Below are 17283 nucleotides of genomic sequence, written 5' to 3' on the forward strand. Positions count from 1 at the left end.
CCAGATGCACGAGGCGCCTCATTCAGGCGACGCGCGATGCCCGGGAGTGGTTCTGCTTCACGGCATCGCGCGCACCTCGGCATCCATGAGACGCCTTGAGCGATCGCTCCAGGGGAGCGGCTTCGCGACGCTCAACATCGACTATGCGAGCCGCAGCAAACCGATCGCGGCGCTTGCCGACGACATCCAGCCGGAGATCAGCCGTTTCACCGAACGCACCACGCCGCTACATTTCGTCGCGCATTCGATGGGCGGTCTCGTGGCACGCGCCTATATCGCCAGACATCGACCGCAGCGGCTAGGCGGCGTCGTGATGCTGGGCACGCCGAACGGCGGTAGTGAGGTCGCCGATCTCCTGAGCGGATCTCGCCTCTTCAGAGCCTTCTACGGGCCTGCCGGCCTCGAGCTCACAACCGCGCCCCGGACGAACACCCTGCCCGCCGTGGACTATCCCGTCGGCGTGATCGCAGGCAATCGCTTCATCGATCCTGTCGCCGGCCTGTTCGTCCTCCCGAGGCCGAATGACGGGCGGGTCTCGGTGCAAAGCGCGATGTTCGCCGGCATGGCCGACCATGTCGTGGTGAAGGCATCCCATACCGGGCTGCCGAATCATGCGGTCGCGATCGCACAGACGATCGCCTTCCTGCGCGAAGGCCGATTCCGGCCGTCCGAATCTCAGGAGCCGGCTTCGCTGCGCCGCTCCTGCGCATAGCGCACCAGGGCCGCGAAGCGATAGATGCCGTGCACGAACTTGCCGTAAGGCATCGTGATGAACAACGCGAACACCGCACCGAGATGCAGCGCCAATAGCGGTCCCATGGCAGCGGTCTCACGCAGGATCAGAAGCAGCACGCCGGTAAGCCCGGTCAGGAACAGCATGGCGATGAAGCCGACATCCATTCCGTAGCGGCTCTCGTCCAGCAATTCGGGCGCCCGGCGAGATTTGGCGACGAACAACCCGATCGGTCCGACAATGAGGCCGATCCCGCCGAACGTGCCGAGCACGACGGGCATATCCCACCACGGATACGGCGCCTCACGTCCGAGGAGGTAGTGATAGAGCGTCGCCACCGACGTCGCGGCAAAGCACAGCACAAACCCGTAGAACGTCAGGTGATGGAAAAGCTTCCGCCGGTCGGTCGGCTTGTCGTCCTCGTTGTAGCAGCCGACGCCGCCGCCATGGAGATAACGCAACTCGCCGGCATCACGGATCGCCTGGAAGATCGAGCCGCCGTCGGCTCTGCCGCCGATCGGCGTGCCGATGTCGCGCCAGAAAGCGCGTACGCTCATGACCAGCGCGAGGATGGCATAGAGAAATGCGGCGCTGAACAGTGCAGCCATCGCGTTGTGCGGCATCAGTCTGTAGAACGCACCGGGACCGGTGTGCACGCCAAACAACACGCCGCGGTCGTTCAAGGCCGCAAAACCGAGGATGAAGGCCGCCATGCTGAGTGCAGCGACGAGGCTGATGACGAGGCCGTTGCGCGCGAAGGCGCCGGACAGCGCCTGTGGCCAGGCATAGGCCGCATAGGACTCCGCGCGTGCGACCGCCAGCGTCTTCGGGACGTTGACGTTGAATTCGTGCGGCGGCGAGAACTGGCAGTCGACGTAGCAGGCGCCGCAGGAATGGCAGAGGTTGGCGAGATAGTTGAGATCGCCGTCGGAGAAGGCGCGCCGCATCTCCATCGCGGGAAATACCGCGCACAATCCCTCGCAATAGCGGCAGGAATTGCAGACCGTCATCAGACGGTCGGCCTCGTCCAGAATCCTAGTTCCGTGCATGTTTCGCCGCTTCCCGTCCTGCGATCCGCCCGAACACGCTGCCGATGGTCATGCCCATGCCGGCGGCATAACCCTTGCCGAGCACGTTGCCCGCCATGATCTCGCCGGCCGCGAACATGTTGCCGGACGGCTTGCCGTCAGCCATCAGCATCCGCGCTTCCTTGGTCACGCGCGTGCCGAGATAGGTGAAGGTGATGCCGGGACGCACCGGATAGGCGAGATAAGGCGGCGTCTCGATCCTGCGCGCCCAATGCGTCTTGGGGGGCGTGATACCCTCGGTCACGCAGTCGTCCAGGATGGTGTGGTCGAAGGTGCCGGGCCGCACCGCGGCGTTGAATTCGGTGATGGTCTTCTCCAGCGCGGCCGGATCGAGCTCGAGCTTGCCGGCAAGCTCGGCGATCGTTTGTCCTGCAATCGGCGGGAACAGCGTCGGCATGAAGCTCGTGACCACGGTGGAATCGAAGATGATGTAGGCAATCTGGTCGGGCTGCGCCGCGACCAGCCGGCCCCAGATCGCGTAGCGCTTCGGCCAGATGTCCTCGCCCTCGTCGTAGAAGCGCTGGGCATGCTTGTTGACGACAATGCCGAACACGACGGAATCATGTCGCGTGATGATGCCGCCGTCGAACTTCGGCGCGCGGGCATCGATCGCGACCGCATGGCACTGGGTGGGATCGCCGACCTCCTGCACGCCCTTGTCGAGCAGCATCTTCAGGATCGAGCCCCGGTTATAGGGCGTGCCGCGGATCAGGAAGTTGTCGGCGGCCTCGCCCCAATATTGCTTCAGCCATTCGATGTTGGCCTCGAAGCCGCCGGCCGCGGCGACCAGCGACGTCGCGCGGATCTCGGTCTCGCCCTTGATCGGCCGCTTCAGGCGCGCGGCGAGGAACATGCCGTCCTCGATGACGAGGTCGGTGACCTCGGCGTCGTATTCGACGTCGACGCCCAGCCGCTCCGCGGTCAGGTACAGCGCGTTGAGCATCGCCCGTCCGCCGCCGAGGAAGAAGGAGTTGGTGCGGCCGAGGCTCAGAGTGCCGCCGAGCGAGGGCTGCCAGCGCACGCCCTGCTCCACGATCCAGTTCAGGATGTCCTTGGACTCCCGGATCATGTGGCGCGCGAGTTCCTCATCGGTCTGCCCGCCGGTGACCCGCAGCAGATCCTCCCAGAATTCCTCCTCGGTGTAGGGACCGGTCAGGATTTCGGTCGCGGCGTCATGGGCGCAGCGCATGTTGCGGGTGTGGCGGGTATTGCCGCCGCGGTAGAATTTTGGCGCGCCCTCCAGCACCAGCACCGAGGCGCCGCCGCGGCGCGCCGCGATCGCCGCGCACAGCGCCGCATTGCCGCCGCCGATCACCAGCACGTCGTACTTGCTGCTCATGCCGTTTGTCCGATGCGACCAAGCTCGAAACATTCTACCACGCGGCGGCCACCGGTCGCGGCGGGCGCCATTGCGTACTATTGTATACAAAGATATACATGACTCATGCAAGCGGCATCCCTGCATGGGCAGGATGCAGCCGGCTGGAACGAGGGTCATGGCCAGACGTCCGGTGAAGGCAGGCGGATCGATCGCGCGCGGGGGCGGCGTGGCGCTTGGCGAGGCGGTATTCCGTTCGCTCTGCGAAGCGCTGCAGGCCGGCAGCTATCGCGCCGGGGACCGCCTGCGCGAGGAGGAAGTGGCGCAGCGGCTGAAGGTCAGCCGCACGCCGGTGCGTGAAGCGCTGGGCCGGCTCGCGGCGCGCGGCTTCGTCGAGCCCGCCGGTGGCCGCGGCCTGATCGTGCGCAATCTCGAGATCTCGGAAGTGCTCGAGCTCTACGCCATGCGCGAGATCATGGAGGGCGCCGCTGCGCGCCTTGCGGCGGAGCACGCCTCAATCACCGAGATCGAGGCGCTCAGGGACATCGAGCAGGCCTTCGTCGAGGCCTCCGCGACCGACGCCGCCGAGATGGCGCGCCTCAACCGCGCCTTCCACGAGGCGATCTGCCGCGCCGCGCGCAACCGCTATCTCGACAATGCCTCGCGCGAATTGCAGGACTGGATCGCCCTGCTCGGCCCGACCACCTTCACCGTATCGGGCCGTCCCTCGACCAGCCATGACGAGCACCAGGCCATCATCGCGGCGATCGCCGCACGCAATGGCGACAAGGCCGAGCAGCTCGCGCGCGCCCATATCCGGGAGGCGCTGCGCTGCCGGCTCAAGCTGCTGCAGAGGCAGTAATCTATCGTCGTGCCCGGCGCGAAGGCCGCGCGTCGTCGGCCGCGGCGGCCAGCACGCCATCAAGGGCTTCGGTCGGCCCGCCGAGCGCGCGCGTCAGCCGGATGGCGGCCTTCAACAGCAGTGTGGTCATCGCCTTGATGTTGTCCCGCGTGAAGCGCGGCTTGGGCCCCGAGAGCGACAAGGCGCCGACACATTTGCCACCGGGTCCGAACACCGGGCAGGCGAGCCCGGCGCAATCGGGATCACGCTCGCCAAAGGACACCGCCATGCAGCCCTCGCGGATCTCGTCATAGGCTTCGCCTTTCTCGCCGTCGAAGGCGAGGATGACCCGGCCCGCCGCGCCGCGGTCGAGCGGCAGCAGCATGCCGGCTTCCACCCGGTCCAGCGTCGAATGCTGGGAATCGACGCGAAAGACGCAGAGCCGGCGCCTGGCGTCATGCCGCACGTGGAATGAGGGGCTCTCGGTCCCGTCGGCCACGAGCTGACGCAACAGCGGCATCACCCGGTCATGCATGTTGTTGCTGCGCTGGTAGACCGCACCGAGCCGGAACGGCGTCGGACCGAGATGGTAGCGGCCATCGGCGAACTGCACGAGATAGCCGAACTCCTGCAGCGACGTCATCAGCCGAAGCAGCGTGCTTTTGTACATCTTGGTGCGCCGGGCGAGCTCGGCCAGCGTCATCGGCTCCGGCGCATCCTCGAAGGCCGCCAAAATGCTCAGGGCTCGGTCAACGGCGGCGACACCGGGCGAAGGCATCGGGTCTCCTATTGGGGAAATCCAGAGGGATCGATCAGCTTGGCGATGACGGGAAAATACGCATCGCCCATGCCCTTGTCGATCGTCTCCTGGAAAATCTCGCGCATCAGCGCCGCGCCGCGCAAGCTCAGGCCGGCCTGGGCGCCCAGCTCCAGCGCGTAGGACAGATCCTTCATGGCATATTCGGTCGAGAAGGCCCGCAGCGGAAACTCCTTCGCGATGATCGCCTTCATGCCATGGTTGCGCAGCGCGAAGCTGTCTGCGGAGCCCTTCGACAGCGTCTCCAGCAGCAGCTTCGGCTCGACGCCACTGTGCTTGGCGAGCGCGACGGCTTCGGCCAGCGCGTTGACTGTCTCGAACAGCACCATGTTATTCAGGATCTTGGTCACCTGCCCCGCGCCGGTCCCGCCGCAGAGCGTGACATCGGTGGCAAAATGCCGGATCAGCGGCTCGACCACAGCGAACTGCTCGGGCGTCGCACCAACCATGACGCTGAGCGTGCCGTCCTGCGCGGCCTGGCGTGTGCGCGCGATCGGAGCATCGATCCAGAGTGCACCGTTGTCGGCGAGTTGCTTGGCGAAAGACCGCGTCTGGCCGACATCGGAGGTGCCAAGATCGATCACGGTCTGGCCGCGCCTGATCGCCGGCAGGATGCCCTCGAAGACGGACGTCACGTGCTTGGCGCTGGGCAGACACAGGAAGATCGTCTCCGCACCGGCGACCACATCCCCGATCGACTTCGCCGCGGTCGCGCCGTCGGCTACGATCCGCGCCAACGGCTCCGCATCGAGGTCGAACGCAAGCACCGTTCGTCCACTCTTGCGCAACAGGTTGCGGCAAATCGGCTCGCCCATGACGCCGAGACCGATGAATCCAATCGAACCAGACATTCCGTATTCTCCTCGAAATCCTGCGACCGGACGGCGACCAAGCCGTCCGGTCGCCGCACTTACTTCACCAGCGGGCAACCACCCTCGCTCATCGGCCGGAAAACCTCCCCGCCCGGCTTCGAGCTGACGACCCGGTAGAAATCGTATTTGTACTTGGATTCCTCCGGCTTCTTCACCTGGACCAGGTACATCGTGTGCAGCACGCGCCCGTCGGGGCGGATCGCGACATCCTTGTTGTACATGTCGTTGACCTTCAGCTCGTGCATCTTGGCGGCAACGGCCGTCGTGTCGGTGGTGCCGGCGGCCTTCACGGCGGCGAGGTAGTGATGGACGCCGCTGTAAACACCGGCCTGCACCATGCTGGCAACCTTGCCGTCCATCAGGCCAGCGTAGCGCTTCGACCAGGCGCGGGTCTGCTCGTCGAGATCCCAGTAGAACGAGGTCGTCACCTGCAGGCCTTGCGTGACCTTCAGGCCGAGCGAATTCACGTCGGTGATGAAGACGAGCAGGCCGGCAAGCTTCTGGCCGCCCTCGACGACGCCGAACTCGCCGGCCTGCTTGATCGCGGTCTGCACGTCGGCGCCTGATGTCGCGAGACCAACGACGTCGGCCTTGGAGCCCTGCGCCTGCAACAGGAACGAGGCGAAGTCGGCGGTGCCCAGCGGATGCGCGGCCGAGCCGATCACCTTGCCACCGGCCGCCTCGATGAACTTCGTGGCGTCGCGCTGCAGCGCGTGACCGAAGGCATAGTCGGCCGTGACGAAATACCAGGTCTTGCCACCGGCACGCGTGATCGCGTCACTGGTCAGCTTCGACAGCGCATAGGTGTCGTAGTTGAAGTGGAAGCTGACTGGCGAGCAGGATTTTCCCGTGAAATCGGACGAGCCGGGGCCGGAGATGACGAAGATCCTGTTCTTCTGCTTGGCAACTTCGAGGATGGCAAAGCCGGCGGACGATGCCGCGCCGTCCGCGATCATGTCGACACCTTCGTTGTCGAACCACTTTCGCGCCGTGGCCGAAGCGATGTCCGGCTTGTTCTGGTGGTCGGCCGAGATGATCTCGATCTTCTTGCCGAGCACCTCGTTGCCGAAATCTTCGGCTGCGAGCTTTGCGGCCGCAACCGAGCCGCGTCCGCCATTGTCCGCGAACACGCCGGACTGGTCGTTGAGCACGCCGATCCTGATAACATTGTCGGCCGCAATTGCGGCACTCGCCTGCACGGCCAGAACGGCCGCCACCACCCAACGCAACTTCATAACATACGCCTCCCGTTTACAACTTCTGCTTATCGAGGATGTCTTGCAGCACCGGCGCGATGTAGCGGCGGAACTGGTCAGGGTTTTCGCTCATCGGAAAATGGCCGAGCCGCTCCATGACGGTCGCCTTCGCGCCGGGGATGCCGGCGGCGGTGCGCAGCGTGTCCTCGGGCGTGCAGGAGAAGTCGTACTCGCCGGTCAGGAGGTAGAGCGGACATTGGCTGACGTCGATGGCACAGGTGCGTCCGCGCAGTTCGCCATCGACGCGATAGAAATAGAGATCACCCTTGAAGATGCCGGGGCCGCCCTGCTTGTAGCCCCACAGCGTTTCATTGCGCGCGACCTCGGGGCCGTTTGGCGCGATCAATCCCGACACCAGGGCAGCGCAGATCTCGCCGCCATGAACGTCGGGCCGGTTCAGCCACGCCGTGTCGTACCATGGCTGCTGGAAATCCGCGGCCTCGAGCCCGATCAAGGCGCGGAAGTCGTGCGCATGCGCGATAGCGAGATTGAGCACGATACGGCCGCCGATCGAGCAACCCATCACCACTGGCCTGTCCAGCCCGAGCGCCTTGCAGAACGCGCGGATGGTCGCGGTGTAGCTGGCAGTGGTCAGCCGGTATTCGCTGCCAAATTGGCTATCGGGCGGATTGGACTTGCCGTGCCAGGGCATGTCAAAGGCGATGACGCGGAAATGCTTGGTGAATTCATCGTCCACGAGCAGGTGACGCCACTGCCGCGCATCCGAGCCGGCGGTATGGAGGCAGACCAATGGGATGCCGCTGCCGTTCTCCTCGAAATAGATCCGGTTGACCTCGCCATCGATCTCGACATGGACGTAGCGCCCGACGATCGGCTCTACAAAGCCGTTCATGACACACCTCCAAAGGCGCTCCGCCGGGGCAGCGCCAGCAGGTCCTTGAAGTACTGAAGATGCGTCATGAACGGATGCAGATCGCCTTCGAGCGTTGCCTGCCCACGCTTGGTCAACGCCAGGAGATCGTGCCATCCCGCCGGCGGCATCGTCTGCCAATAGGCGGCGAACGCGGCGGGCGTCGCGCGATAGGCGAAGCGCCAGGAGCGCATCAGCACCGGCGTCGGCGTCATATCGACGATCCGGCCGGCGCGGATCGCGACGTGAAAGGGCTGCGTGCTTGGCCCGAGCAGACAGTCGACGTCCAGCCACCGGCCGCGCGCAGTCAACGCCGCATCGCGCGCCAGCAGATCGGGGATCGCCTTGAAAGCCGCAAGAACGGCGTCAGGCGTGAATGACACCGGCGGATCGGCGTCGCGGCGAACGCATTCGGATTCCATCGTTTCATCCCTTGAAGCCGTCGTTCTGTCAGATAGAACGATATTCTATTTCTAATCCAGATCTATACAGGGCTCGCGAGCGAACTCAAGTCCACACCGCAATCGTGGGAAGGAATGCCCCTGCAGAGGAGAGAGGCCTGACGCGCGACGATGGAATGTGGAGCCGGACGCGTGGCTCGCGATCAAGCCTCGAAGACGCGCATGATCAACCAATAGCTGCCCAGCAGGCTGATTGCCGCTGATATCGCATAGACCGGCCTTGCCGCCCTCACCGGTTCGACGCGACCGGCCGCGGTAAGCCGGTCCAGCAGCCCGAGCACCTGCAGCACAATCACGACGATCGCGATCTGCCCGATCTCGACGCCGATGTTGAAAGCACCGAGAGCCGGCACGATCGCATTCGGCGGCAAGCCGACTTCACGAAGCACGCCGGCAAAGCCGAAGCCGTGGATCAGGCCGAACAAGAAAGCGACGCGCCAGCGCCTGTCGATATCGCGCGAGATAAAATTCTCGACGGCCACGACGATGACCGACGCTGCGATCGTCGGTTCCACGATGCGGCCGGTGACGACGACGAGATCCAGCGCGGCCAGCGACAAGGTGATCGAGTGTGCGACCGTGAAAGCGGTGACGATCTTGATGACGGGGATCAACCGGCAGGCCCACAGCATCGCGGCGATCAGGAAGGCGATGTGATCGTAGCCAAGGAAAATATGCTCGATGCCGGTGAGCAGATAACGCTCGACGGTCGACCACGACGACGGCGCCGCCGAAAGCGTCACCGTCGTATGGCCCGCGTCGAGCAAAGCTTGCGTTTCGGACTTGTCTCTTGCGATCAGAACGACATGGCGAGCGGCCGTATCTCTCCCGTCAGCACGCTGGAGCGGTAGACGATGTCGCCGGCCCCGGTGCAGGCGAAACGGGTGCGATAGATGACACCGTCGCCATCGGGCAGGATCGCGACATCGCCGCGCGGGCAAGCTGTGCCGTCGCTTATCACGGCCAGGTGCGTCTCGAAATAGCTGAGGATCGCAGCTTTGGCCGCATCGATCGCGGCCGGATCGACCGTGTCCTGCCGCGCATCGTACACCTTGGCGCCGATCAGGCGATCGATATCGCTGCCCTTCAGGCCCAACTCGACCCTCACCGTACGATCTCCGGCCAGCGCGACACGAGCCGTCACAAGGTTGACCTGATGCGCCTCAGCCGACAGGCAGAGCCCGAGCAGAGCCGCGAGCCACAGGAACTGCGGCCGAATCATGATTGCGCTCCGCCGTCCTCACGCCAGCACATCGGCGGCGACCGCCTTGAGGACATCCCGCACGTCGGTAGGCTTCAGCCGTACCTGCAAGCCGCGCTGGCCACCGTTCAGATAGACGAGGTCGTGGGTGAGCGCGCTCTGCTCGATCACGGTCGGTACCTGCTTGCGCTGCCCGAACGTGCTGATGCCGCCGACCTTGTATCCGGTGACGCGCTCGGCCTCCGGCGGCTTCATCATCTGCGCCGACTTGCCGCCGACCGCAGCGGCGAGCTTCTTCATCGAGACTTCCTGGTCCGACGGAACGATCACGCAGACCGGCTTGCCGTCGACCAGCGCCATCAGCGTCTTCAATACGCGCCCTGGGTCCTCACCGAGCGCGGCCGCCGCCTGCAGCCCGATGCTCTCGGCGTCGGGATCATAGTCGTAAGTGTGAACGGTGAAGGCGACACCGGCGGCTGTGAGCGCGCGCGTGGCTGGGGTGACTTTGGACATGGACGATGTTTACCACCGTCATTGCGAGGAGCGAAGCGGCGAAGCAATCCGAAATCCCGTCGGAGAGACAGTCTGGATTGCTTCACTCGCAATGACGGTTTGGCAGCTATGCCCGCCACACATTCAACCGTCGTCCCCGCGCACGCGGGGCCCCATAACCCCAGGGAGGAGTTTGGCGAAGACCCGGCGTCAGGGACTGCGACCGTCGGCAGTCGATAGATCACGCGGTATGGGTCCGTGCGTTCGCAGGGACGACACCGTTGGTTTGGCGGCACCGCGCCGCCAAACGATGGCTCTTACTCCGCCGCGTCCCGCATCTCCGCCCGCTCGGCGCGCGCCGCGCAGAACTTGAACTCCGGGATCTTGCCGAACGGATCGAGCGCCGGGTTGGTCAACAGGTTCGCCGCCGCCTCCGCGTAGCAGAACGGCATGAACACCATGTTCTCCGGCACGTCGCGGTCCGAGCGGACCTTGACCTCGACCGCGCCGCGGCGGGTCTCCAGGCGGATGAAATCGCCGGGTGCGAGGTTCTTCTTGCGCATGTCCTTCGGCGACATGAAGGCCACAGCCTCCGGCTCGATCTGGTCGAGCACCTGCGCGCGGCGCGTCATCGAGCCGGTGTGCCAGTGCTCCAGCACGCGACCGGTCGACAGCACCATCGGATATTCGTCGTCCGGGATCTCGTCCGGCGGGATCACCTTGGCCGGCACGATCTTGCCGCGCCCGCTCGCGGTCGGGAAGCCCGTGGTGAAGATGATCTCGTTGCCGGGCACGTCGGGGCCGTCGACTGGATAGGTCACCGCGCCTTCGCGCACGAGGCGCTCCCAGGTGATGTTCTTCAGCGACGGCATCAGCTGCGCCATCTCGGTGAAGACGTCGCCGGGACCGGAATAATTCCACGGCAGGCCCATGCGCTTGCCGATCTCCTGGATGATCCAGAGATCCTGCCGCGCATCGCCCGGCGGCTTGATCACCTGGCGCGCGAGCTGCACGCGGCGATCGGTGTTGGTGAAGGAGCCGTCCTTCTCCGCGAAGGCCGAAGCCGGCAGGATCACGTCGGCGTGGAACGCGGTCTCGGTGACGAAGAGATCCTGCACCACGAGATGATCGAGCATGGCAAGCGCATGGCGTGCATGCTGCAGATCGGGGTCGGACATCGCGGGGTTCTCGCCCTCGATATACATGCCCGTGATCTCGCCCGCATGGATCGCGTTCATGATCTCGACCACGGTCAGGCCGCGGACGGGATCGAGATCCTGCTGCCAGAGCTTTTCGAAGCTGCCGCGCAGATCGTCGCGGCTGACCGGCTGATAGTCCGGCAGGAACATCGGGATCAGGCCGGCGTCGGAGGCGCCCTGCACGTTGTTCTGGCCGCGCAGCGGATGCAGGCCGGTGCCGGGACGGCCGACCTGACCGGTGATCAGCGCCAGCGCGATCAGGCAGCGCGCATTGTCGGTGCCGTGGACATGCTGGCTGATGCCCATGCCCCAGAAGATGATCGACGATTTTGCGCGCGCGTAGGTCCGCGCGACCTCGCGCAGGGTCTGCGCCGGGATGCCGCAGATCGCCTCCATCTTCTCCGGCGTGAACTCCTTGATCTTCTCCTTGAGGTCCTCGAACCCTTCGGTGTAGCCGGCGATATACTGGTCGTCGGTCAGGCCTTCGGTGATGATCGTGTTGATCATCGCATTCAGCATGGCGACATCGGAGCCCGGCTTGAACTGCAGATGTTTGGTCGCATGCCGCGACAGCGTCTGCCGCCGCGGATCCATCACGAACAGTTTCGCGCCGTTCTGCTTGACCGCATTCTTGATGAAGGTCGCGGCGACCGGATGGTTCACGGTCGGGTTGGCGCCGATCACGATGATGACTTCGGCATCCATCGCAGCCGCGAACGGTGCCGACACCGCGCCTGAGCTCAGACCTTCGAACAGCGCCGCCACCGAGGAAGCGTGGCACAGGCGGGTGCAGTGGTCGACGTTGTTGGAGCCGAAGCCGGTGCGCACCAGCTTCTGGAATAGATAGGCCTCTTCGTTCGAGCCCTTGGCTGAACCGAAGCCGGCCAGCGCCTTCGCACCCTTCTCATCGCGGATCTTGACGAGGCCCTTGGCGGCGATGTCGAGCGCTTCTTCCCAGCTCGCTTCACGGAAATGGGTGAAGGGATTGGCGGGATCGACCTGGTCGTTGGCATCCTTCTTCGCATTCGGCAGCCGCACCAGCGGTTTTGTGAGACGATGCGGATGGTGGATGTAATCGAAGCCGAAGCGACCCTTGACGCAGAGACGATTGTGATTGGCGGGGCCATCGCGACCTTCCGCATAGATCACCTTCTCGTCCTTGACCTCGTAGGTCACCTGGCAGCCGACGCCGCAGAACGGGCAGAGCGAATCCACCTTCCTATCGGCATAGGTCACGCGGGTCTGCTTGTCGTCGAGCATCACGGCCGGCATCAACGCGCCAGTCGGACAGGCCTGCACGCATTCGCCGCAGGCGACGCACGTGGACTCGCCCATGGGATCGTCGAAGTCGAACACGATCTTGGAATCGTGATTGCGATACGCCATGCCGATGACGTCGTTGACCTGGACTTCGCGGCAGGCACGCACGCACAGGCCGCATTGGATGCAGGCGTCGAGATTGACGCGCATCGCCGGATGGCTGGCGTCGGTCGCCCAGCGCTCGGCGGCGGGGAAGCGGCTCTCGGTGACTCCCGTGGTCTCGGCCCAGTGCCAGAACTTCGAATCGGGATCGTGGCTGGTCTCGCGCGCCGGCTGGTCGGCGACGAGCAGCTCCATCACCATCTTCTGCGCAGCGGTCGCACGAGCGCTTTCGGTCTTCACCTTCATGCCGACCGACGGCGTGCGCTTGCACGACGCAGCCAGCACGCGCTCGCCCTCGATCTCGACCATGCAGGCGCGGCAATTGCCGTCGGGCCGATAATCGGGCGCGGGTGAATAGCACAGATGCGGAATCTCGCGGCCCTGCCGCTTCGCCACCTGCCAGATGGTCTCGCCGGGCTTGGCCTCGACCTGCTTGCCGTCGAGCTCGAATGCAATCTTGGTCATTCCGCCGCTTCCTTGAACTCGTCAGGGAAATATTTGATCACGGTGGCCAGCGGATTCGATGCCGCCTGTCCGAGCCCGCAGATCGAGGCATCGCGCATCGCCTGGCTCAATTCCTCCAGCAGAGCGCGGTTCCAGACCGGCTTCTGCATCAGCTGCGCCGCCTTCTGGGTTCCGACGCGGCATGGCGTGCATTGGCCGCAGCTCTCGTCCTCGAAGAACTTCATCAGGTTCAATGCGGCCGCACGCACGCTGTCCTGCTGCGACAGGATCACGATCGCGGCCGATCCGATGAAGCAGCCGTATTTCTCCAGCGTGCCGAAATCGAGCGGGATGTCGTCCATCGACGCCGGCAGGATGCCGCCGGACGCACCGCCCGGCAGGTAGGCGTAGAATTGATGGCCATCGGCCATGCCGCCGCAATATTCGTCGATCAATTCGTGCACGGTGATGCCCGCCGGTGCGAGCTTCATGCCGGGATTCTTGACGCGCCCCGAGACCGAGAAGCTGCGCAGGCCGTGGCGCTCATGGCGGCCGTTGCCCTTCCACCACTCGGCGCCCTTCTCGACGATGTCGCGCACCCACCACAGCGTCTCGATGTTGTTGATCAGCGTCGGCAGGCCGAACAGGCCGACCTGGAATGGATAAGGCGGCTTGTGCCGGGGCAGGCCGCGCTTGCCCTCGATGCTTTCCAGCAGCGAGGATTCCTCGCCGCAGATATAGGCGCCGGCCCCGCGGCGCATGTGCAGGGTCGGCCCGCCCGGCGGCAGCTTTGCGATCTCGCGCTCCAGGATCTCGCGCGAGGCCGGATATTCGTCACGCAGATAGATGTAGACGTCGGAGGCCTGCACCACATGCGCGCCAATCAGCATGCCTTCGAGGAAGCGGTGCGGATCGCTCTCGAGATAGACGCGGTCCTTGAACGTGCCGGGCTCGCCCTCGTCACCGTTGATCGCCATCAGCCGCGGGCCGGGCTCGCCGAGCACCGCGCGCCATTTGCGTCCCGTCGGGAAGCCGGCGCCGCCGAGGCCGCGCAGCGAGGCGTCGTCGAGGCCCTTCAGGAGGTCGTCCGTCGGCAACTCGCCCGACCGCACGCGGCCGAGCAGCTTGTAGCCGCCGCCGGCAACATAGGCGTCGTAGTCGATGTATTTGGGCAGATGAGCGTGGGTGTCACCGGCCTTGGCGGCCGCCATCACGTTGGCGACGGTCGCATGGTCGACGAAATTGTGCCAGACCTCCGCGGCCGGCGCGGTGTCGCAACGCCCGACGCAGGGCGCGCGCACGACGCGGATGCCGGGGCCCGAGGCTTCCTGCAGATCCGCGAGCAGCTTCTCGCCGCCGAGCATCGCGCAGGTGAGAGAATCGCAGACACGGATCGTCAGCGGCGCGATCTCGGGCTCACCTTCCTTCACCACGTCGAAATGCGCGTAAAAGGTCGCGGTCTCGAACACTTCGGCGAAGGCGAGCTTCATCTCGTCGGCGAGCGCGGCGAGATGCGCAGCCGAGATCTGATGATATTTGTCCTGGATCAGGTGCAGATATTCGATCAACAGATCGCGCCGGCGCGGCCTGTCGCCGAGCAGTTGCTCGATCTCGTGCGCGGCGGTGGGATCGACCTGCCGCCCCTTGGGCGTGGCCTTGGCTCGCTTCCGCCCCTCGCCCGGATGCTCGAACGAGCGGACCTCATGCACGTCGTGGCTCATCGATTCGTCTCGATCCCGTCTTTTAGAACGACTCCAGTTCTAGCTTCTGGCATGCCAGATGCCAAGAAGATTATCATGCTCGCGGAAGCAGTTAAGCGCGACCCAAGGGCAACCCTGGATCGCTGCCCGGATACGGCCTTGCGTTCGCCCAACGCGCCAACTGCTAGAACGAAGCCTGAATTGGTCTGGAGATCAATAAAGGCTTCCCATGCTGCGATAGCGAAATCGTATCGACTCCCGCTCCGAGGCTAGAGGTGACCCTCCATGCCCCGATGCTGATGGGGTCAGCTCTTGCCCATGCACTCCTCAATATAGAACCAGCGATCGTCGCCCGCGAGGCCCTTGGCCTTCACGTCCTTGCGGCACTCCCTGAGCTTCGGCTTGTTGGCACTCCACTTGGCCTTCATGTCCTTGAGCTTCTGCACCGTCAGCTTGATCTTGCCGGGCTTGGCCTCGGTCGCGGCGGGCGGCGTTGCGGCCGGTGCCGCCGCGGTCTGTGCGGATGCGGATTGCAGGGCGCCGGCGACGAGCAGCACGGCGGCTGCACAAACGAGTTTACGAACCATCGAATTCCCCCAGGGTGATTTTGAAACAAGCGAAACGACCGGCGGGAGCGCGCGCATGGTGTGCTCCCGCCGCTCGCGACGAATGGGCGATCAGAATATCTTGACCGCGCTCTCCAGCGTCTTCCACACGCCCCAGAGCAGGGGAACGCCGACGAAGGCCCAGAACAGCGCCGCCTTGGCGTCAAGCCCGCCAAATCCGATGCCGTAGGAACCGTGCGGGCCCGCGGCTGCAGCGCTGGCGCTCGCCGCCTGCAGCTTGGCGACATCGGCCTCCTTCATGTGCCACTTCGAATCGACCGGCTTGATCAGGTAGTTGCAGATCAGGCCCGCGATCAGCATCGCGCACAGGATGTACATGGTGGTGTTGTAGAGCTGATCGCGCGGCACGCCAGCCGCGAGCTGGAACTCGCGGATGTAGTTGACCACGACGGGGCCGATGATGCCCGCGGTGGACCATGCCGTCAGCAGCCGGCCGTGGATGGCACCCACGAACTGCGTGCCGAACATGTCGGCGAGATAGGCCGGCACGGTCGCAAAGCCCCCGCCATACATCGACAGGATGATGCCGAAGCCGAGCACGAAGAGCAGCTTCGAGCCCATCGCCGCGAAGGTCGGCGCCAGCGCATAGAGCACGATGCCGAGGATGAAGAAGGTGTAGTACGTGTTCTTGCGTCCGATCTTGTCCGACAGCGACGCCCAGAAGAAGCGGCCGCCGATGTTGAACAGCGACAGCAATCCGGCGAAGCCCGCGGCGATTGCCGCGATCTGCGCCTTCTGACCGGCATCGAGCGCGTTGAAGCCCACGTCCGGCAGGCCGATCAGCTTGCCGGCGAAGATCTCCTGCAGCATGGGTGAAGCCATGCCGATCACGCCGATACCCGCCGACACGTTCAGGCAGAGCACCCACCAGATCAGCCAGAACTGCGGTGTCTTGTGTGCGTCATTGAGATGCACGTTGTTCTTCGAGATCATCGCGTTGGCCTTGGACGGCGGGGTCCAGCCTTCGGGCTGCCAGCCGGGCGGCGGCAAGCGATAGCGGAACGCGCCGATCATCATGAACACGAAGTAGATGACGCCCATCGCGACGAAGGTCTCCCAGACGCCGACCGACGTCGGGGTCTTGAAGTAGTTCATCAAGAGGTTCGCCAGCGGCGCGCCGATCATGGCGCCGCCGCCGAAGCCCATGATGGCCATGCCGGTCGCCATGCCGCGGCGGTCCGGGAACCACTTCACCAGCGTCGACACCGGCGAGATATAGCCAAGGCCAAGACCGACGCCGCCGATCACGCCCGAACCCAGCCACAGCAGCCAGAGCTGATGGGTGTAGACTCCGATCGCACCGAGGAAGAGGCCGCCGCACCAGCATAGCGCCGAGACGAAGCCGGCCTTGCGCGGTCCCACGCGTTCCAGCCAGCCGCCCCAGACCGCAGCCGCGATGCCGAGCAACACGAAGAACAGCGTGTACATCCAGCCCATGCTGGCGACCTTCCAGTCGCAGCTGGTCGTGAACAGCTCCTGCAATAGCGAAATGTCACCGCAGGTCTTCGGCGCGGTGACGCCGATCGCACGCGACAGCGGCAACCAGAACACCGAGAAGCCGTAGGCCATGCCGATGCAGAGATGGATGCACAGCGCCGCAGGCGGCACCAGCCAGCGATTGAAGCCGGCGGTCGCGATCGTGCGTTCACGATCGAGGAAGCCGGAAGCACCAACCGGTGCAAGTACGGTATCGGCAGTCGTCATCAGCATTACCTCCCAAGCGCGGCCTTGCCGGCACATCGGTTTGAAACCGGTCATACGCGTGCTTGGCAGCCGCGCATGACAGGTCCGTCTTCATTCATGCCGAAGTGGAATCGTATGGCGCGCATCGCGTCTTGTGCGCCGAGCAAGCAACTGATCGCGGGCGATGTCCCTTCGCCGGCCAACAGCGTTGCAGTGACGGCTATCGCGCCCTCATCCCCCCTCAACACCCTGTCTCGAG

Annotated in this window: 16 protein-coding genes; 2 read left to right on the plus strand and 14 right to left on the minus strand. The window is 64.8% G+C overall.

Annotation, left to right across the window (positions count from 1 at the left end; translation table 11 throughout):
- Positions 1-4 precede the first annotated feature (4 nt).
- Positions 5-712: an alpha/beta fold hydrolase gene (locus UNPF46_RS25010; RefSeq protein WP_142251774.1), complete on the plus strand. Its 708-nt coding sequence runs from the start codon at positions 5-7 to the stop codon at positions 710-712.
- On the opposite strand, the gene tcuB is transcribed toward UNPF46_RS25010, so the two are convergent.
- Together tcuB and tcuA are read right to left on the minus strand one after the other, a co-directional pair.
- Positions 676-1782 (minus strand): tricarballylate utilization 4Fe-4S protein TcuB, encoded by a 1107-nt coding sequence (gene tcuB / locus UNPF46_RS25015; protein ID WP_142251775.1) that lies wholly within the window; start codon positions 1780-1782, stop codon positions 676-678. The genes UNPF46_RS25010 and tcuB overlap by 37 nt on opposite strands.
- Positions 1769-3160 (minus strand): FAD-dependent tricarballylate dehydrogenase TcuA, encoded by a 1392-nt coding sequence (gene tcuA / locus UNPF46_RS25020; protein ID WP_100180055.1) that lies wholly within the window; start codon positions 3158-3160, stop codon positions 1769-1771. The genes tcuB and tcuA overlap by 14 nt, the downstream gene beginning before the upstream one ends.
- A gap of 157 nt (positions 3161-3317) precedes the next feature.
- Here tcuA and UNPF46_RS25025 point away from each other — a divergent pair, with 157 nt between their 5' ends.
- Complete coding sequence (locus UNPF46_RS25025) at positions 3318-4001, plus strand: GntR family transcriptional regulator (protein WP_142251776.1); 684 nt, start codon at positions 3318-3320, stop codon at positions 3999-4001.
- Position 4002: 1 nt separating this feature from the next.
- On the opposite strand, the gene UNPF46_RS25030 is transcribed toward UNPF46_RS25025, so the two are convergent.
- The 12 genes from UNPF46_RS25030 to UNPF46_RS25080 form a co-directional block, all read right to left on the minus strand.
- On the minus strand, positions 4003-4758 hold the full coding sequence (locus tag UNPF46_RS25030) for an IclR family transcriptional regulator (RefSeq protein ID WP_100180057.1): 756 nt from the start codon (positions 4756-4758) through the stop codon (positions 4003-4005).
- Between the two features lie 8 nt (positions 4759-4766).
- Positions 4767-5648: an NAD(P)-dependent oxidoreductase gene (locus UNPF46_RS25035; RefSeq protein ID WP_100180058.1), complete on the minus strand. Its 882-nt coding sequence runs from the start codon at positions 5646-5648 to the stop codon at positions 4767-4769.
- Between the two features lie 59 nt (positions 5649-5707).
- Positions 5708-6904 (minus strand): ABC transporter substrate-binding protein, encoded by a 1197-nt coding sequence (locus UNPF46_RS25040; RefSeq protein WP_142251777.1) that lies wholly within the window; start codon positions 6902-6904, stop codon positions 5708-5710.
- Between the two features lie 16 nt (positions 6905-6920).
- Positions 6921-7778 carry an alpha/beta fold hydrolase gene (locus UNPF46_RS25045; protein ID WP_142251778.1) on the minus strand — a complete coding sequence of 286 codons (858 nt, stop codon included), beginning with the start codon at positions 7776-7778 and terminating at the stop codon, positions 6921-6923.
- On the minus strand, positions 7775-8218 hold the full coding sequence (locus UNPF46_RS25050; protein WP_142251779.1) for a hypothetical protein: 444 nt from the start codon (positions 8216-8218) through the stop codon (positions 7775-7777). Before UNPF46_RS25050 ends, UNPF46_RS25045 begins: the two co-directional genes overlap by 4 nt.
- Positions 8219-8400: 182 nt before the next feature.
- A complete protein-coding gene (locus UNPF46_RS38345; RefSeq protein WP_246668727.1) occupies positions 8401-9024 on the minus strand; it encodes a HupE/UreJ family protein in 624 nt (207 codons plus the stop codon).
- A 29-nt stretch (positions 9025-9053) separates the two neighbouring features.
- Entirely contained in the window at positions 9054-9479 is a 426-nt protein-coding gene (locus UNPF46_RS38350; RefSeq protein WP_246668728.1) for a hypothetical protein, read from the minus strand.
- 18 nt (positions 9480-9497) lie between these two features.
- Complete coding sequence (ybaK, locus tag UNPF46_RS25060; protein ID WP_142251780.1) at positions 9498-9971, minus strand: Cys-tRNA(Pro) deacylase; 474 nt, start codon at positions 9969-9971, stop codon at positions 9498-9500.
- 296 nt (positions 9972-10267) lie between these two features.
- On the minus strand, positions 10268-13036 hold the full coding sequence (gene fdhF / locus UNPF46_RS25065) for a formate dehydrogenase subunit alpha (RefSeq protein ID WP_142251781.1): 2769 nt from the start codon (positions 13034-13036) through the stop codon (positions 10268-10270).
- Positions 13033-14736 carry an NADH-ubiquinone oxidoreductase-F iron-sulfur binding region domain-containing protein gene (locus tag UNPF46_RS25070; protein WP_142251782.1) on the minus strand — a complete coding sequence of 568 codons (1704 nt, stop codon included), beginning with the start codon at positions 14734-14736 and terminating at the stop codon, positions 13033-13035. The genes fdhF and UNPF46_RS25070 overlap by 4 nt, the downstream gene beginning before the upstream one ends.
- 284 nt (positions 14737-15020) lie before the next feature.
- Positions 15021-15302, minus strand: a complete 282-nt coding sequence (locus UNPF46_RS25075) for a hypothetical protein (RefSeq protein WP_100180065.1) — start codon at positions 15300-15302, stop codon at positions 15021-15023.
- A 90-nt stretch (positions 15303-15392) separates the two neighbouring features.
- Positions 15393-17045: an OFA family MFS transporter gene (locus tag UNPF46_RS25080; RefSeq protein ID WP_142251783.1), complete on the minus strand. Its 1653-nt coding sequence runs from the start codon at positions 17043-17045 to the stop codon at positions 15393-15395.
- Positions 17046-17283 lie beyond the last annotated feature (238 nt).

Origin of the sequence: Bradyrhizobium sp. UNPF46, assembly GCF_006658625.1 — a bacterium.
In the GTDB taxonomy this organism is placed as follows: Bacteria; Pseudomonadota; Alphaproteobacteria; order Rhizobiales; family Xanthobacteraceae; genus Bradyrhizobium; species Bradyrhizobium nitroreducens.

Bases quoted from the DNA above. Each gene is read 5' to 3' on its own strand.
- UNPF46_RS25010 (WP_142251774.1), top strand. From the start codon at position 5: ATGCACGAGGCGCCTCATTCAGGCGACGCGCGATGCCCGGGAGTGGTT.
- tcuB (WP_142251775.1), bottom strand. From the start codon at position 1,782: ATGCACGGAACTAGGATTCTGGACGAGGCCGACCGTCTGATGACGGTC.
- tcuA (WP_100180055.1), bottom strand. From the start codon at position 3,160: ATGAGCAGCAAGTACGACGTGCTGGTGATCGGCGGCGGCAATGCGGCG.
- UNPF46_RS25025 (WP_142251776.1), top strand. From the start codon at position 3,318: ATGGCCAGACGTCCGGTGAAGGCAGGCGGATCGATCGCGCGCGGGGGC.
- UNPF46_RS25030 (WP_100180057.1), bottom strand. From the start codon at position 4,758: ATGCCTTCGCCCGGTGTCGCCGCCGTTGACCGAGCCCTGAGCATTTTG.
- UNPF46_RS25035 (WP_100180058.1), bottom strand. From the start codon at position 5,648: ATGTCTGGTTCGATTGGATTCATCGGTCTCGGCGTCATGGGCGAGCCG.
- UNPF46_RS25040 (WP_142251777.1), bottom strand. From the start codon at position 6,904: ATGAAGTTGCGTTGGGTGGTGGCGGCCGTTCTGGCCGTGCAGGCGAGT.
- UNPF46_RS25045 (WP_142251778.1), bottom strand. From the start codon at position 7,778: ATGAACGGCTTTGTAGAGCCGATCGTCGGGCGCTACGTCCATGTCGAG.
- UNPF46_RS25050 (WP_142251779.1), bottom strand. From the start codon at position 8,218: ATGGAATCCGAATGCGTTCGCCGCGACGCCGATCCGCCGGTGTCATTC.
- UNPF46_RS38350 (WP_246668728.1), bottom strand. From the start codon at position 9,479: ATGATTCGGCCGCAGTTCCTGTGGCTCGCGGCTCTGCTCGGGCTCTGC.
- ybaK (WP_142251780.1), bottom strand. From the start codon at position 9,971: ATGTCCAAAGTCACCCCAGCCACGCGCGCGCTCACAGCCGCCGGTGTC.
- fdhF (WP_142251781.1), bottom strand. From the start codon at position 13,036: ATGACCAAGATTGCATTCGAGCTCGACGGCAAGCAGGTCGAGGCCAAG.
- UNPF46_RS25070 (WP_142251782.1), bottom strand. From the start codon at position 14,736: ATGAGCCACGACGTGCATGAGGTCCGCTCGTTCGAGCATCCGGGCGAG.
- UNPF46_RS25075 (WP_100180065.1), bottom strand. From the start codon at position 15,302: ATGGTTCGTAAACTCGTTTGTGCAGCCGCCGTGCTGCTCGTCGCCGGC.
- UNPF46_RS25080 (WP_142251783.1), bottom strand. From the start codon at position 17,045: ATGACGACTGCCGATACCGTACTTGCACCGGTTGGTGCTTCCGGCTTC.